At 66.0% G+C, this 13,843-nt stretch carries 12 protein-coding genes; 8 read left to right on the forward strand and 4 right to left on the reverse strand.

The genetic code is table 11. The features are described from left to right. Positions 1–25 precede the first annotated feature (25 nt). The 6 genes from AB1Z25_RS01590 (at position 26) to AB1Z25_RS01615 (ending at position 4,864) form a co-directional block, all read left to right on the forward strand. Complete coding sequence (locus AB1Z25_RS01590; RefSeq protein ID WP_107797953.1) at positions 26–1,285, forward strand: ABC transporter permease; 1,260 nt, start codon at positions 26–28, stop codon at positions 1,283–1,285. Between the two features lie 40 nt (positions 1,286–1,325). Next, positions 1,326–2,153, forward strand: a complete 828-nt coding sequence (locus AB1Z25_RS01595; protein ID WP_227106607.1) for an ABC transporter permease — start codon at positions 1,326–1,328, stop codon at positions 2,151–2,153. Positions 2,154–2,251: 98 nt separating this feature from the next. Further along, positions 2,252–2,749, forward strand: coding sequence for a thiol peroxidase (gene tpx, locus AB1Z25_RS01600; RefSeq protein ID WP_043594076.1), 498 nt, complete (start codon positions 2,252–2,254; stop codon positions 2,747–2,749). Positions 2,750–3,017: 268 nt separating this feature from the next. Then, the gene (locus tag AB1Z25_RS01605) at positions 3,018–3,746 is read left to right on the forward strand and encodes a substrate-binding periplasmic protein (RefSeq protein ID WP_227106609.1); all 729 of its coding nucleotides are present in this window, start codon (positions 3,018–3,020) and stop codon (positions 3,744–3,746) included. Positions 3,747–4,069: 323 nt separating this feature from the next. Continuing rightward, the gene (locus AB1Z25_RS01610) at positions 4,070–4,450 is read left to right on the forward strand and encodes a hypothetical protein (RefSeq protein WP_486636447.1); all 381 of its coding nucleotides are present in this window, start codon (positions 4,070–4,072) and stop codon (positions 4,448–4,450) included. 18 nt (positions 4,451–4,468) lie between these two features. Further along, positions 4,469–4,864 carry a hypothetical protein gene (locus tag AB1Z25_RS01615; RefSeq protein WP_486636448.1) on the forward strand — a complete coding sequence of 132 codons (396 nt, stop codon included), beginning with the start codon at positions 4,469–4,471 and terminating at the stop codon, positions 4,862–4,864. Between the two features lie 420 nt (positions 4,865–5,284). Here AB1Z25_RS01615 and cynS read toward each other — a convergent pair whose 3' ends face one another. Both cynS and AB1Z25_RS01625 read right to left on the reverse strand, forming a co-directional pair. Continuing rightward, positions 5,285–5,755, reverse strand: coding sequence for a cyanase (gene cynS / locus AB1Z25_RS01620; protein WP_107797958.1), 471 nt, complete (start codon positions 5,753–5,755; stop codon positions 5,285–5,287). Between the two features lie 39 nt (positions 5,756–5,794). Further along, positions 5,795–6,430: a carbonic anhydrase gene (locus AB1Z25_RS01625; RefSeq protein ID WP_253315116.1), complete on the reverse strand. Its 636-nt coding sequence runs from the start codon at positions 6,428–6,430 to the stop codon at positions 5,795–5,797. A gap of 109 nt (positions 6,431–6,539) precedes the next feature. Between AB1Z25_RS01625 and cynR the strand changes: the two genes are divergently transcribed. After that, positions 6,540–7,442, forward strand: coding sequence for a transcriptional regulator CynR (gene cynR / locus AB1Z25_RS01630; RefSeq protein ID WP_235084776.1), 903 nt, complete (start codon positions 6,540–6,542; stop codon positions 7,440–7,442). Positions 7,443–7,503: 61 nt separating this feature from the next. On the opposite strand, the gene AB1Z25_RS01635 is transcribed toward cynR, so the two are convergent. Together AB1Z25_RS01635 and AB1Z25_RS01640 are read right to left on the reverse strand one after the other, a co-directional pair. Next, positions 7,504–9,141, reverse strand: coding sequence for an APC family permease (locus tag AB1Z25_RS01635; RefSeq protein WP_253315117.1), 1,638 nt, complete (start codon positions 9,139–9,141; stop codon positions 7,504–7,506). Between the two features lie 549 nt (positions 9,142–9,690). Beyond that, positions 9,691–11,334, reverse strand: coding sequence for a methyl-accepting chemotaxis protein (locus tag AB1Z25_RS01640; protein WP_486636449.1), 1,644 nt, complete (start codon positions 11,332–11,334; stop codon positions 9,691–9,693). Positions 11,335–11,514: 180 nt separating this feature from the next. On the opposite strand from AB1Z25_RS01640, the gene AB1Z25_RS01645 reads away from it, so the two are divergent. Further along, the gene (locus tag AB1Z25_RS01645) at positions 11,515–13,821 is read left to right on the forward strand and encodes a type I restriction-modification system subunit M (protein WP_486636450.1); all 2,307 of its coding nucleotides are present in this window, start codon (positions 11,515–11,517) and stop codon (positions 13,819–13,821) included. The last annotated feature ends 22 nt before the right edge of the window (positions 13,822–13,843 follow it).

The raw sequence follows: 13,843 nt of genomic DNA on the forward strand, positions 1-13,843 counted from the left end.
TCGGCGGCCATAACGGAGTAAGGCCATGACGGCTTCCACGGTATCCCATTCCCGCGCGTCCGCGCCGGACGAGCGGCCTCTGAAGGCGCGGCTGGCCCGGGCGGAGCGGCTGGGCAAGCTCAAGTCGCTGGCGCTGGTGTCGCCGCTGCTGCTGTTCTTGCTGCTGACTTTCATCGTGCCCATCGGCGCGCTGCTGTTGCGCAGCGTGGACAACCCGGAAGTGGCGGGTTCGCTGCCGCGCACGGTGCGGGCGCTGGCGGCCTGGGACGGCAAATCGCTGCCGCCGGAGGCGGCTTACCGCGCGCTGGCCGACGATGTGCGGCTGGCCGGCGAGCGCCAGACGCTGGGCGATCTGGGCAAGCGGCTGAACATGGAAGTGCCCGGCTACCGCAGCCTGCTGGGCAAGACCTCGCGCGCCTTGCCGCTGGAGCCGGCGCCGGCCTCGTTCAAGCAGGCGCTGACCGAGCTGGACGAACGCTGGGGCGACCCGGCCTACTGGCTGGCGATACGCCGCAACCAGTCCGCCTACACGCCGTATTATCTGCTGGCGGCGCTGGATCACCGCATCGACGACCTGGGCGAACTCAGCCGCGCAATGCCGGATCAGGGCATTTACCTGAGCGTGTTCGCCCGCACGTTCTGGATGAGCCTGGTGGTGACCGCGCTGTGCCTGCTGCTGGCCTATCCGCTGGCCTATCTCTTGGCCAGCCTGCCCACGCGCCGCAGCAATCTGCTGATGATCATGGTGCTGCTGCCGTTCTGGACCTCGGTGCTGGTGCGGGTGGCCGCCTGGATCGTGCTGCTGCAGTCCGGCGGCCTGATCAACGCCGCTTTGCTGAGCCTGGGCCTGATCGAGCAGCCGTTGCAGCTGGTGTTCAACCGCGTCGGCGTCTACATCGCCATGGTGCACATCCTGCTGCCCTTCATGATTCTGCCCATCTACAGCGTGATGAAGGGCATCTCCCCCAGCTATCTGCGCGCGGCGATCTCGCTGGGCTGCCACCCCTTCGCCGGCTTCTGGCGGGTGTACGCGCCGCAGACCGTGGCCGGAGTGGGCGCCGGCTGCCTGCTGGTGTTCATCCTGTCCATAGGCTATTACATCACCCCGGCCTTGCTGGGCAGCCCCAACGACCAGATGGTCAGCTATTTCGTCGCCTTCTACACCAACACCACCATCAACTGGGGCATGGCCACCGCGCTGGGCGGCCTGCTGTTGGCGGCCACCTTGCTGCTGTACGCGGTCTACCACCGGCTGGTGGGCAGCGAACGGCTGCGGCTGGGCTGAACCGCCGCCTGGACCCAACCGATACTGGAGAGTCAAACCGATGCCAAGCCATCACACCTTGCCGGAAGAACGGCTGTGGTTTTACCTGCACCGCCTGCTGGGCGGCCTGACGCTGCTGTTCCTGGTGCTGCCGGTGCTGGTGATCATCCCGCTGTCTTTCAACGCCAGCGCCTTCCTGGTTTATCCGCTCAGCGGCTTTTCCCTGCGCTGGTATCAGGAGTTCTTCTCCTCGGCGGAGTGGATGCGCGCCTTGCAGAACAGCCTGATCGTCGCGCCGCTGGCCACCGTGCTGGCGATGACGCTGGGCACGCTGGCCGCCGTCGGCCTGACCCGCGCCGAGTTTCCCGGCAAGGGCCTGCTGATGGCGGTGTTGATCTCGCCCATGGTGGTGCCGGTGGTGATCGTCGGCGTGGCCGGCTATCTGTTCTTCGCGCCCCTGGGCATGGACAACAGCTATCTGACGCTGGTGCTGCTGCACGCGGCGCTGGGCGTGCCCTTTGTGGTGATCACCGTCAGCGCCACGTTGCAGGGCTTCAACCGCAATCTGGTGCGGGCCGCCGCCAGCCTGGGCGCGTCGCCGCTGCGGGTGTTCTTCAAGGTGACGTTGCCGCTGATCGCGCCGGGGGTGATTTCCGGCGCGCTGTTCGCCTTCGGCACCTCCTTCGACGAGGTGGTGGTGACGCTGTTCGTCGCCGGGCCGGGCCAGGCGACGCTGCCGCGGGCGATGTTCGGCGGCATACGCGAAAACCTCAGCCCCGCCATCGCCGCGGCGGCCACGCTGTTGATCGGGTTTTCGGTGCTGATGCTGCTGACGCTGGAGTGGCTGCGCGGCCGTGCCGAGCGGCTGCGCAGCCGGCCCGGGGTCTGAATACCGGCTTGGCCCTACTTTGGGAGGGGTTGAATTTCAGCCAAGCTGCCGCACACTAGGAGGCATTCACCCCCTGAAACCAAATGAGGAATTCCCACATGGCTACCGTTACTCTGCGCGGCAATCCGGTTGAAGTGGCTGGCGCGCTGCCGGCCAAGGGCCAGCAAGCCCCGGCCCTGACCCTGACCTCCGCCGACCTGGCCGAAGTCAAACTGGACAACTACGCCGGCAAGAACAAGGTGCTGAACATTTTCCCGAGCGTGGACACGCCGACCTGCGCGATGTCGGTGCGCAAGTTCAACGAACGCGCGGCCAAGCTGGCCGACACCGTGGTGCTCTGCGTTTCCGCCGATCTGCCGTTTGCGCAGAAGCGCTTCTGCGGCGCCGAGGGCATCGACAATGTGGTGACCCTGTCCACCTTCCGCAACCCGCAGTTCGCCGCCGACTACGGCGTCAAGCTGGCCTCCGGCCCGCTGGCCGGCCTGACCGCCCGCGCGGTGGTGGTGCTGGACAAGGACAACAAGGTGCTGCATAGCGAGCTGGTGGCCGAGATCGGCGAAGAGCCGAACTACGACGCCGCGCTGGCCGCGCTGTAAGCGACGTTGCCGCAGACCAAACCCGCCGGTGTGAATCGGCGGGTTTTTTGCGTCCCGGCTCCGGCGCCAATCCGCCATCAGGTCAAAATAATCCTATAGTGGATCCATCGCAGCGGTTTTAAATCTTTATCTTCACAAGATTCGACCTTAAGCCCTGTGACAAAGGCGCTGCCCATCCCGCTTAACGGCCCACGTTCTTATGCCCCCCATGCTCAAACGACACAAGGCGTCATGCTCGCTTGCATTACGGAATGCCTCTGGAGGACTCATGGCTAAGCGGCTGCTCTTTACCCTCTTATTGCTGGGAGGCGCGCCAAGCTGCTTGGCGGAGCAGCTTCTATCCCTGCAGTATCGGGACAAACCGCCCTACAGCTATAGCCAAAATGGAAAACCGGCCGGTTTTTTATTGGAGCGGACCATTGAAATTTTACACCGCGCGGCCGTGCCGGCGGAGTTTGAGGAAGTGCCTGCCAAACGCATTCTCAGTAATATTCAAGCCAATAAGAAATTGATTTGCTCCCCAGGCTGGTATAAAACCCCTGAGCGCGAGGCCTTTGCCTTGTTTTCCTCGGCCATTCATCAAGACAAGCCGCATCTGATATTGGCGAACGTCAAATCCGCGAAAAACATCCAGAAATTGGGCACGTTAAAAGCGCTGTTCGCCAGCCATGAATTCAAGCTTGGCAAAGTTTCTGGCGTGTCTTACGGCACAGAATTGGATGCGATGATTGATCATGCCGCCGCCGCCGTGATGGATTCGACGGTGACACCGGGCGAACTGGCTCAAATGATCGTCTCTCAACGTGCCGACTATATGCTGATCGATGTCGAGGATTACAAATTTCTGCTGCAGAAAAAAGAAATCGATTCAACAAAATTGACGATTTTGACATTCAAGGACATTCCCGAGGGGCTTAAGCGCTACATCATGTGCAGCAAGCAGGCCAGTCCCGAGCTGATGCAGCGGATTGATCAATCCATACACCTCCCTCCCTGATCCGGCCTGCGGCTATCCCGCGCGCGCTGTTTCCTGCCGGCGTCCTCCCTTGACGGTCTTCGCCAGCCTGTTTAGGCTTGGTCCCGCGTCGTGTCCAATCACACGGCGCAGGGCTGGCAAGCCTATTAATCATTCCACCGCAGACACAACGCTCCGCTTTGGCGTCGTTACGTCTGCTGCCACGCCGTACCCATTCGGGACGGGCCGTGGCAGGGAGTCCTCTGGACTGCCGGTCTTTGTGGAATGAACCGGTCTTGCCACCTTGTCACGTGCCTGTCCTCGCCTCGCCTGGGCAGGTTTCCAAAGCTGACATGGAGACCGTGATGACCTTTTCCACCTTTCCCCCCGCAATGCCCCCTCCCGCCTGTTCCCATGGCGCAGGAGAACGTCCCGAACCCGCCGCCGCGCCGGTGATGGAGCAACTGCGTTCCTGCGCTCAACGCTTGCCCGCCGCCGCCGGCAATGTGCTGCTGCTGGGCGAACTGGGCCGCCAATTGAACGATTGCTATATCCAGCTGGACTCCGCCCTGTTGAGCGGGGTGATGGACATGCGCGCCGCCCACACCGGGCTGTTGGCGTTGCTGACCTTGCTGGAACGTCGCGACGAGCCTTTGTTGTTCAGCAGCGAGGAGGCGCTGGCCTTGCTGGAGCCGATACAGCAGCGTTTGCAACGCGGTCTGGAACACGTCAACAGCGTGCTGTGACGCTTGGACAGGGAGGGCATGACCATGATGAAACTGCTGATCCAACACAATGAGGCGCTCAAAGGCGCGGCGCGTTTAATCGTCGATTACGAGACGCGCCTGGGAGTGATTGCGCTGAAGGACACCAACCCGCTCCATCCGGACAACACCGCGGCCGTTCAGCGGCAGATCAAGCGGGCGTTGGCGGACTTTTATTATTGGAGCCGATGGCAGGGCGAGCACGAGCCGGCCCGCGCCGCCTTATTGGCGATGTGGGCGTCCGGGAAGTGGAGCAGCCGAGATCTCTGCGCGCGGCAATGTTATCTCTTGGCGGGCTTCCGCAACGTAACTACCGCCCGTCTGGCGCTGGTGGGCGCGCCGATACCGGACCCTGACGCCGTCCAACGCCAACGCGCCGCGTGGGAAACGCCGTAGCCGGCTATCTGGCAGCCTGTGGCGTTGAATCCGTTTCCGCGTGGGTATCGCTGCACTCCTCCCACCCTACGGTTGGGGCCGTGTTTGGGGCCGCGTTTGGGTAGGGTGGGTGGAGCCGTCAGGCGATACCCACCAAACAGGCGGCTGTCCGGCGGGCTGTGGCGTTGAGTCCGTTTCCGCGTGGGTATCGCTGCGCGCCTCCCACCCTACGGTTGGAGCCGTGTTTGGGGCCGCGCTTGGGTAGGATGGGTGGAGCCGTCAGGCGATACCCACCAAACAGGTGGCTGTCCGGCGGCCTGTGGCGTTGCACCCGTTTCCGCGTGGGTATCGCTGCGCGCCTCCCACCCTACGGTTGAGGCCGCGTTGGGTAGGGGGAAGCCGTCAGAACGTGTTCACGCCCTTGCGGGCGTGAATGGGTGCTTAATAGGGCTTATTGGGCAGGAACTTGCCGTCCAGGGTGATCACCGCGCGCTCGCCGCCGTCCGGGTCTTCCACTTTGCGGATGTCCAGCTTGAAGTTGATGGCGCTGATGATGCCGTCGCCAAACTTCTCGTGCACCAAGGCCTTCAGCGTGGTGCCGTAGATCTGGATCATTTCATAGAAGCGGTAAATGGTGGGGTCGGTGGGGATGCCGCCGGGAATGCTGCCGCGCAGCGGAATGGTTTGCAGCTGCAGAGCGTCCGCGGCGTTCAGGCCCAGCCGTTCGCAGACCAGCTCCGCCGCGAGCTTGGACAGCGCGTGCTGGCCCAGCACGGCGGCGGTCACATAGGCCAGGCTGAGGCCGGTGCCGGCGGCCAATTGCTCCCAGCTCAGGTCTTTCAAGGCCTTGGCGGCCAGGGCGCGGGCGGTCAATTCCAGGCGGGGGTCTTGGTGGATATTGGCGTGTTGCATGGTGTGGTCCTTTCTTCAGGTTTGCGGGAGGCGCCGCTTTCAGGCGGCGCGGGTCAGCGGAAAATCCGCCAGGGAAACGAAGCGCTGGCTGGCGTGGTCCAGGGCCAGGACGGCGCCGGTTTCAATGTCGTAGACCCAGCCGTGCAGGGTCAGCCGGCCCTGGCGCATCGCCAGCGCCACCGAGGGATGGGTCTTGAGGTTGGCCAGCTGGGCGACGACGTTTTCCTTGACCATGTCGTCCAGCCGCTGGCGGGCGTTGTCGTGATGGCGCGCCGCGTTCACCACTTTGGCGGAGTCGGCGTGGCGCAGCCAGCCGGCCACCGCTGGCAGATGGTCCAGGCAGCGGCCGTTGGCGATCGCCGTCATCGCGCCGCAGTCGGAATGGCCGCAGACCACGATGTCGGCGACGCCCAGCGCCGCCACCGCGTACTCCACGGAGGCGGTGACGCCGCCCGGTTCCGGCCCGTAGCTGGGGACGATGTTGCCGGCGTTGCGGATCACGAACAGCTCGCCGGGCTCTTGCTGAGTCAGCAGCTCCGGCACCACGCGGCTGTCCGAGCAGGTGATGAACAGCGCGCCGGGGGCCTGGCTGTCGGCCAGTTGGCGAAACAGCGCCGAACGCTGGGGGTAGGCTTCCTGTTGGAATTTCAGAAAACCGTCGATGAGGGCTTGCATGGCTTGCTCCTTGGCGGGGAAGGGATGCGCCAAGGATGAAGCTTTTTCATCATAGGGTCCAAGACCGATATAGAATGATTTCCATAATTATTTCCTATAGTTTGGACGCATGATTCTTCGACATATCCGTTATCTGCAAGCGGTGGCCGAACACGGCAATTTCACCCGGGCGGCGGAGGCGCTGCATGTGTCGCAGCCCACGCTGTCGCAGCAGATCAAGCAATTGGAAGAGACGGTGGGCGCGCAGTTGCTGGACCGCAGCGGGCGGACGGTGCGGCCCACCGACGCCGGGGCCGCCTATCTGGAATACGCGCGCCGCGCGCTGCGCGAGCTGGAGGCGGCGCAGCGGGCCACCCGGGACGTGGGCGATCTGTCGCGCGGCAGCTTGCGGCTGGCGATGACGCCGACCTTCGCCAGTTATCTGCTGGGGCCGCTGGCGGCGCGGCTGCGCCGGCTCTATCCGGGCATAGAGCTATGCGTGCGCGAGGCGACGCTGGACGCGATTGAACGGGCCTTGCTGGAGGACGAGATCGATGTCGGGATCGCTTTCGATCAGGCGCGCTCGGCGGAGATAGACGCGCGGCCCTTGTTCCGGGAAACCCTGGCCGTGGTGGTGGGCGACGGCCATCCATGGCGTCGGGCGGGGGCGATAGGCGCGGAAGCGCTGGCGCAGGCGCCCTTGGCGCTGTTGAGCGCGGATTTCGCCACCCGCGGCCATATCGATCGTTACTTCCTGGCGCTGGGTCTGAAGCCGCGGATCGCGGTCCAGGCCAACAGCATCAGCGCGGTGATGGAAATCGTCCGCCACGGCGATTGCGCCACCATTTTGCCGCGCGCGATCACACGGCAGCATCCGGCGCTGAGCGCGGTGGGCTTGAGCACGCCCTTGCCTGCACGCACGGCGGCGGCGCTGACGCGCAAAGACGCGTATCGCAGCGCCGCGGCGCGCGCGCTGATGCCTTTGCTGGATGCCTTGGGGAAGGAGTTGGGAGCGGAAGACGATAGGGAATAAGACGACGCGGGCGGCGCGGAGCCGCCCGCTGCGGGGCCGACGGAGCGGCCCCCGGTAGGATTTAGGCTTGCTGGCCGGCCAGCTTGCCGCGCGGCGCGCTCTCGGCGGCCGCCATATCGGCCACCGCGCCGGCGTCGTGCTCGGCGTCCAGATAGCGGGTGCGCCAGCCGCTGTTGACGCCCCAGTAGTAGAAGCCCAGCGAGATCACCGCCACCACCGCCATGTCGGGGCCGTAGGGCAAGAGGCCGATGCCGCCGAAGTCCCGGCTGCCGATATAGGACATGAGGGCCATCGTCGGCAGGTAGAGCACCATCCACAGCGCGCCTTTCAGCTCGCGGCTGAATTCCGGCCAGCCGGCGCGGGCCTGATACCAGAAGTACACCGGCAAGGCGGCCACGATCAGGAAGATGATCTCGCCGGTCAGCGGCCAGCGCGCCCAGTACAGCACCAGGGACGCGCAGACGAAGGCGAAGGGCGCGATCACGCCGAGGCCGGCCAGGCGCAGCGGGCGCGGCAGGTCGGACGCGCAGCGGCGCAGCGAGGCCACGCTGATGGGGCCGGTCAGGTAGGAAATCACCGTGGCCACCGAGATCACCGCCGCCAGCGTGCCCCAGCCGCGGAAGAAGAACAGGAACACGAAGGAGATCGCCAGGTTGAACCACATCGCCGGGCGCGGGATCTGGTACAGCGGGTGGATGCGGCCGAAGATCTCCGGCATGGTGCCGTTGCGCTGCATGCCGTAGATCATGCGCGAGGTGGTGGCCATATAGGTGGCGCCGGTGCCGCTGGGGCTGACGAAGGCGTCGAAGTACAGCAGCAGCATCAGCCAGTTCAGGCCCAGCGCCATCGCCAGTTGGGCGAAGGGGGAGCTGAAGTTCAGACCCTGCCAGCCGTGGGCCAGGTCCGCCGGCGACAGCGCGCCGATGAAGGCCACTTGCAGCGCCACATAGATCACCGCCGCCAGCAGGATGGAGCCCACCACGCCGAAGGGCACGCTCTTGCCCGGGTTGCGGGCCTCGCCGGCCAGGTTGATCGGGCTTTGGAAGCCGTTGAAGCTGAACACGATGCCGCTGGTGGCCACCGCCGTCATCACGCTGGCCCAACCAAAGGGCGCGAAGCCGCCCGGGGTGTCTCCGCCCAGATTGCCGGGGTGGAAGCCGCTGTAGATCAGCGCGCCCACGGTCAGCGCCGGCACGATCACCTTGAAGATGGTGATGGCGCTATTGGCCTTGGCGAACAGGCGCACGCCCCAGTAGTTGAGCATGAAGTAGACGATGACCAGCAGCGCGGACAGCATCAGGCCGGGCGGGGTCAGTTCGCCGTTGGAGAACAGCTGCTGGGCCCAGGGATACGGCCAGGAGCTCATGTATTGCACCGAGGCCTCGGCCTCGATCGGGATCACCGAGACAATGGCGATCCAGTTGGCCCAGCCGGCGATGAAGCCGAGCAGGGAGCCGTGGGAGTAACGGGCGTAACGCACCATGCCGCCGCTTTCCGGGAACATGGCGCCCAGTTCCGCGTAGCTCAGCGCGATGGAGAGAATGATCACCATGCCGACTATCCAGGCGACGATGGCGGCCGGGCCGGCGATCTGGGCGGCGTGGGCGGCGCCGAACAGCCAGCCGGAACCGATGATGGAGCCCAGACCGGTCAGCATCAGGGCGATGGGGCCGATATGGCGGGAGTGTTGCTGTGTCAAAGGTATCTCCTGTCAAAAGAACCTGCTGACGATCCGCTGCGCGTCGTGAGGCGTCACACGGCGAGTACCGCTTCAGAATGCTGAAGCCGCTTTCGCCCTGTCCCGCCCTGGCTCGCGAGATCGTAAACAGCTTCTGAAAACCCGACGGTCCGGCGGAGTCAGCTCCGGACGCGGCGGGCAAGCGATGGGGACAAGTTCCGGCCACGGCGCGGCGGCTCCGCCGTCCTTGTGCGGACGGGGGCGGAGCGGGGCGGTGTCGGTGCGCTGGAGACGCCGGCGCGGAGGGCGTCGGCGAGCTTGTCCCGGGTGCCGGGTGGGCCCGGTCTGATGTGCTCTTTTATAAGAGGGGGCTAATCTACCTTTGCTTTTCATTACAGTATGTAACGAAATGTACTCGCTAGCTTATTTCAAACATGACAAAAGATTGAAAATGGCGAATCAAAGGGCGATCTATTGCGCATTTAGGGCAATGGCAAGCGTTTGCGTTGAATAAATGCTCTATGTTTGATCCGGCGGCAATTTACTGCCTAATTGCCGCCGGCGCGGCGGCTAGGCCGGCTGCTGCCGCAGCGGCCAATCCGGCGCCGCGGCGGGGGTGGGGGCGGGGTCCGGCGCGTCGATGCGGAACCAGCTCAGGGTCTGGTTAAAGTCCTGGGCCGCGGCGGCCAGGTGCTGCATTACCGGCGCGGCTTGCTGCATCTGTTGATCGATGGAGGCGGCCAGATGCGCGACCTCGTGGCCGTGCTGGCGGATGTCGCCGCCGGCGCGGGCCTGGGCGGCGCTGTGTTCGCGGATGTCGGCCATCAAGCGGTTCAAGCGCTCCAGCCCGGCGTCCACTTGCAGCAGCGCCTGATCCAGCGCCTGCTGCGAATCCAGCTTGTCGGCGCAGGCGCCGCCGGCCTGCTCCAGCGCGGCGTGCAGCGAGCCGGTGGCGCCTTCCACCCGGCCCAGCGCGTCGAAGATGCTGCCGGTGGCGGCGCGGGTGCGCTCCGACAATTTGCGCACCTCGTCGGCCACCACGGCGAAGCCGCGGCCGCTTTCGCCGGCGCGCGCGGCTTCGATCGCGGCGTTGAGCGCCAGCAGATTGGTCTGTTCGGCCACGTCGCGGATCAGGCCGCTGACGCCGGCGATGTCGTCCAGGCTGTGCTGGAGCTGGCGCATTTCCGTCTGCGCGCAACCCATATTGTCGGCCAGCGTCCGCATCGTCTCGGCGTTGAGCCGGCCCAGTTCGCGCGCGCGTCCGGTATCGTCCGCCGCCTGCCGGGTATGGGCGTCCGCCTGTTGCAGATGGCCGGCCACGATCTGGGCGCTGTCGGCCACCGCGTGGGCGGCCTCGTTGCTCAGCTTGGCCTTGGCGCTTTGTTGGCGGCTGGCGTCGGCCGCTTGCAAGGTCAGCAATTGCAGCCGTTGGCAATCGGCGCCGCTGCGGCGGGCGTCGGCCTCCACCCGGCGCAGCAAATCGCTCAGCTTGTTCAGGAACTGATTCAGGCGGCCGGCGGTGGCGGCCAGCTCGTCGCGGCCCTGGGCCGGCAGCCGCATCGCCAGATTGCCTTCCCCCAGCGCGTCGGCGGAGGCGGCCATCGCTTGCAACTGCCGTTTCAGCCGCCGCGCCAGCGTCAGCTGCATCGCCGTCACCACCAGGCTGGCCAGCGCCAGCGGCCCCAGGGTCAGCCAGGCCAGGCCTTGCAGCGTGTCCTGCAGTTGCGCGGTTTCCTGGGCCAGCCGGTTTTGCTCCTGCGCCTGCTGGCGGTCCAGCAGGGCCGCCAGCGGCTGCAGGCTTTGCTGCCAAGCCTGTTCCGGTATGGACAGCGCGTCCTGCGGCGCGGTCTCGGCGATGGCCAGCGCGCTGCTCAGATTGCGCTCGTAATCCTGCCACAGCCGGCCCACGGCCTGACGGAAGGCGGCGGCTTCACTGGCGGGCAGGCCGGCGGCGATCTCGCCGGTCAGCCGCGCGACGGTCAGGCTGGTTTCCCGCAGCCGTGCCGGGCTGTCCGGCAGCAGCGGGTCCAGCCGCGACAGCTGCAGCACGCCGGCCTTGAGTTGGTACAGGCCGGCGCTTAATTGTTGACGCGCGCTGTGGCGGTCCACCGCGCGGGTCAGGCCGCTCAACTGTTGCCCGGTGAGGATGAGGGCCAGCGCCAGGCTGGCGAGAGTGACGAGGATGGTCAGCCACAGACGTTTGGCCAATGTCATGATGGTGTCGTACGTTGCGATGCGGGAAGTGCCGCAGTCTAGGCGCGCGGGATGACGGGCGGATGACATGGAGATGAATTGTCTTGTCATGAAGCGTCTCGGCGCGACCATTCTTTGCCGACGCTGGCCGGCGATGCGGCTAAAATGGCCGGGTTTGTCATTTAATTTGGTTGTCGGCTTATGACTTTGCTATCCCCGGACCAGTTGGAACAGGCGCTGTGGGCGTCCACGGAACTGCTGCGCGAGCAAGTGGACCTGTACGACTACAAGAACCACGTGTTCGGTCTGTTTGTGCTCAAGCGCCTGCACGATGTGTTTGTGGAGCGGGTACAGGCCTTGGTGGCGGCCGAGGGCATGAGCCGCAAGCGCGCCGACGGCGTGGTGCAGGAGCAATACGGGATCTATCCGCAGACGGCGCGCTGGCCCGGCCTGCAGGAGCGCAAGAAGGGCATAGGCGAGGCGCTGGACAAGGCGGTGGCCGCCGTCGAGGAGCATCAACCGGCGCTGGCCGGGGTGCTCAGCGTGGCGCAATACCAGGGCCACAAGCGCCTGAGCGACGAGGTGCTGCATCCCTTGATGAACCATATCGGCGCGCTGAAGCTGGGCGACGCTGATCTGGAGGCGCCGTCCCGGCTGGGCGAGGTCTGCGAAGGGCTGGTGCGCCGCTACGCGGCGGAGTCCGGCAAGCGCGGCGGGGCCTTTTCCACGCCGGGACCGGTCAGCCAGTTGCTGTTGCGGCTGGCGGAGCCGCTGCCGGGCCACAGCCTGTACGATCCCAGCTGCGGCGCGGCCGGCACCTTGCTGGACGCCTGGCGCATGCTGGGCGGGCAGCCGGACGGCGGCGCGGCGCTGTTCGGCCAGGAAAAGCTGCCGGCCACCTGGGCGATGGCCAAGCTGTGCGCTTACTTCCACGGCGTGGACATGAGTCTGGAACTGGGGGACACCTTGGTGGAGCCCAGGCATCTGAGCCCGGAGGGCCTGCTGCCGCGCTTCGACCGCATCGTGGCGCAACTGCCGTTCACGGTGAAAAACTGGTGGACGCCGCTGGAGGCCGAGGCGGCGGAGCCGCCGCCGGCCGACGGCAAGAAGCGCCGCCGCAAGCGCCCGGCCGAGCCCAATTACAAGAAGCTGGTGGATGAGCACCAGCGCTTCGGCTATGGCATTCCGCCGCGCAGCTTCGGCGATTACGCCTTCGTCCAGCATGTGCTGGCCACGTTGAAGGAGGACGGCCGCGCCGCGCTGGTGATGCCGCACGACGTGTTGTTCCGCGACGGCGACGAGGGCCGCATCCGCAACGGCCTGCTGTTTGGCAGCCAGGGCCAGTCCGGCGACCGCATCGAGGCGGTGATCGCCTTGCCGCCGGCGCTGTTCTACGGCTCGGGCATGCCCACCTGCGTGGTGGTGTTGAACAAGAACAAGCCGGCGGGCCTGCGCAACAAGGTGATTATCGTCGACGCCAGCAAGGAGTACGGCCGCGGGCGAGTGCAAAACACGCTGCGGCAGGAGGACATCGAACATATCCTGCGCGCTTACCGCGCCGCGGTGGACGAGGAAACGGAAGAGCCGGACTATCTGCGCCTGGTGGGGCTGCGCGAGATCAAGCAAGGCCACCGGGGCAATCTGAACGTGCAGCGCTACTTCGCCCAGGACGAGGCGGCCGAGGTGGTGGACGCGGAGGCGCTGGCCACCGAGCTGGCCGCCTTGACGGAGCAGGAGCAGGCGCTGGACACGCGGCTGGCGGCCTTCTTCAGCGAAGAAGAGGGCTGGCGGGCGGAGGAGGGCGAGCTGGAAGGCTGCCTGGCCTTGACGGACGAAAAGCTGGAATTGCTGTCCAGCCAATACGCGGCAGAGCGCAAGCTGCGCCCCAGCCGCATCCAGGCCTTGCTCAATCGCGGCTACGGCACCCGGCGCATGGGCAAGTGGAGCCCGCATCAATCGTTCAAACCCAGCGCGCTGGGGGTGATTCCCGGCAACTGGGAGGTGTGCAAGCTGGGCGAACTGGCCGCGCCGCTGGCGGCCGCCGCCGAGGGCGAATTATTGGAGGCCACCGTGGGCGGCAGCTGGCGCCGGGCCGGCGCGGGCCTGGGCACGGCCTTGCCGCCCAACGCTTTCGCCTATGATCCGGCGCGCTTGTATCAGGGCGCGCTGGCGCGGCACGTCGGAGAGGCCCCGGCGCTGGCCGCGGCGGATCAGCAGGCCTTCGCGCTGGACGAGGCGAGGATCTCGCCGGCTTTCCTGGAGTGTTACCGGCAGTCGGAAGGCTGGCGCTTTTGCTTGGAGCGGCTGGGCGCGGCGGTGGAAGGCGTCGAGTTCGGCTTCGAGGCGCTGGCGGAAATGCCGCTGCCCGTGCCGCCGATGAGCGAGCAACGCAAGCTGGTGGAGGAATGGGCGCGCCAGGACGAAGCCTTGCTCGCCCTGCAACAGCGCCTGCTGCAATGGCAGGCGCGTCGCGACGCCTTGGTGGCGCGCTTTCCGGCGGAAGACTGAGGGCCGGTCGGCCGCCGGCGGG

Source organism: Chromobacterium sp. HL1 (assembly GCF_057418835.1).

Excerpts from the sequence above, each read along its gene's own strand:
- cynR (WP_235084776.1), top strand. The coding sequence starts at position 6,540 with ATGATTCTTCGACATATCCGTTATCTGCAAGCGGTGGCCGAACACGGC.
- AB1Z25_RS01595 (WP_227106607.1), top strand. The coding sequence starts at position 1,326 with ATGCCAAGCCATCACACCTTGCCGGAAGAACGGCTGTGGTTTTACCTG.
- AB1Z25_RS01645 (WP_486636450.1), top strand. The coding sequence starts at position 11,515 with ATGACTTTGCTATCCCCGGACCAGTTGGAACAGGCGCTGTGGGCGTCC.
- AB1Z25_RS01605 (WP_227106609.1), top strand. The coding sequence starts at position 3,018 with ATGGCTAAGCGGCTGCTCTTTACCCTCTTATTGCTGGGAGGCGCGCCA.
- AB1Z25_RS01640 (WP_486636449.1), bottom strand. The coding sequence starts at position 11,334 with ATGACATTGGCCAAACGTCTGTGGCTGACCATCCTCGTCACTCTCGCC.
- AB1Z25_RS01625 (WP_253315116.1), bottom strand. The coding sequence starts at position 6,430 with ATGCAAGCCCTCATCGACGGTTTTCTGAAATTCCAACAGGAAGCCTAC.
- cynS (WP_107797958.1), bottom strand. The coding sequence starts at position 5,755 with ATGCAACACGCCAATATCCACCAAGACCCCCGCCTGGAATTGACCGCC.
- AB1Z25_RS01615 (WP_486636448.1), top strand. The coding sequence starts at position 4,469 with ATGACCATGATGAAACTGCTGATCCAACACAATGAGGCGCTCAAAGGC.
- AB1Z25_RS01610 (WP_486636447.1), top strand. The coding sequence starts at position 4,070 with ATGACCTTTTCCACCTTTCCCCCCGCAATGCCCCCTCCCGCCTGTTCC.
- tpx (WP_043594076.1), top strand. The coding sequence starts at position 2,252 with ATGGCTACCGTTACTCTGCGCGGCAATCCGGTTGAAGTGGCTGGCGCG.
- AB1Z25_RS01590 (WP_107797953.1), top strand. The coding sequence starts at position 26 with ATGACGGCTTCCACGGTATCCCATTCCCGCGCGTCCGCGCCGGACGAG.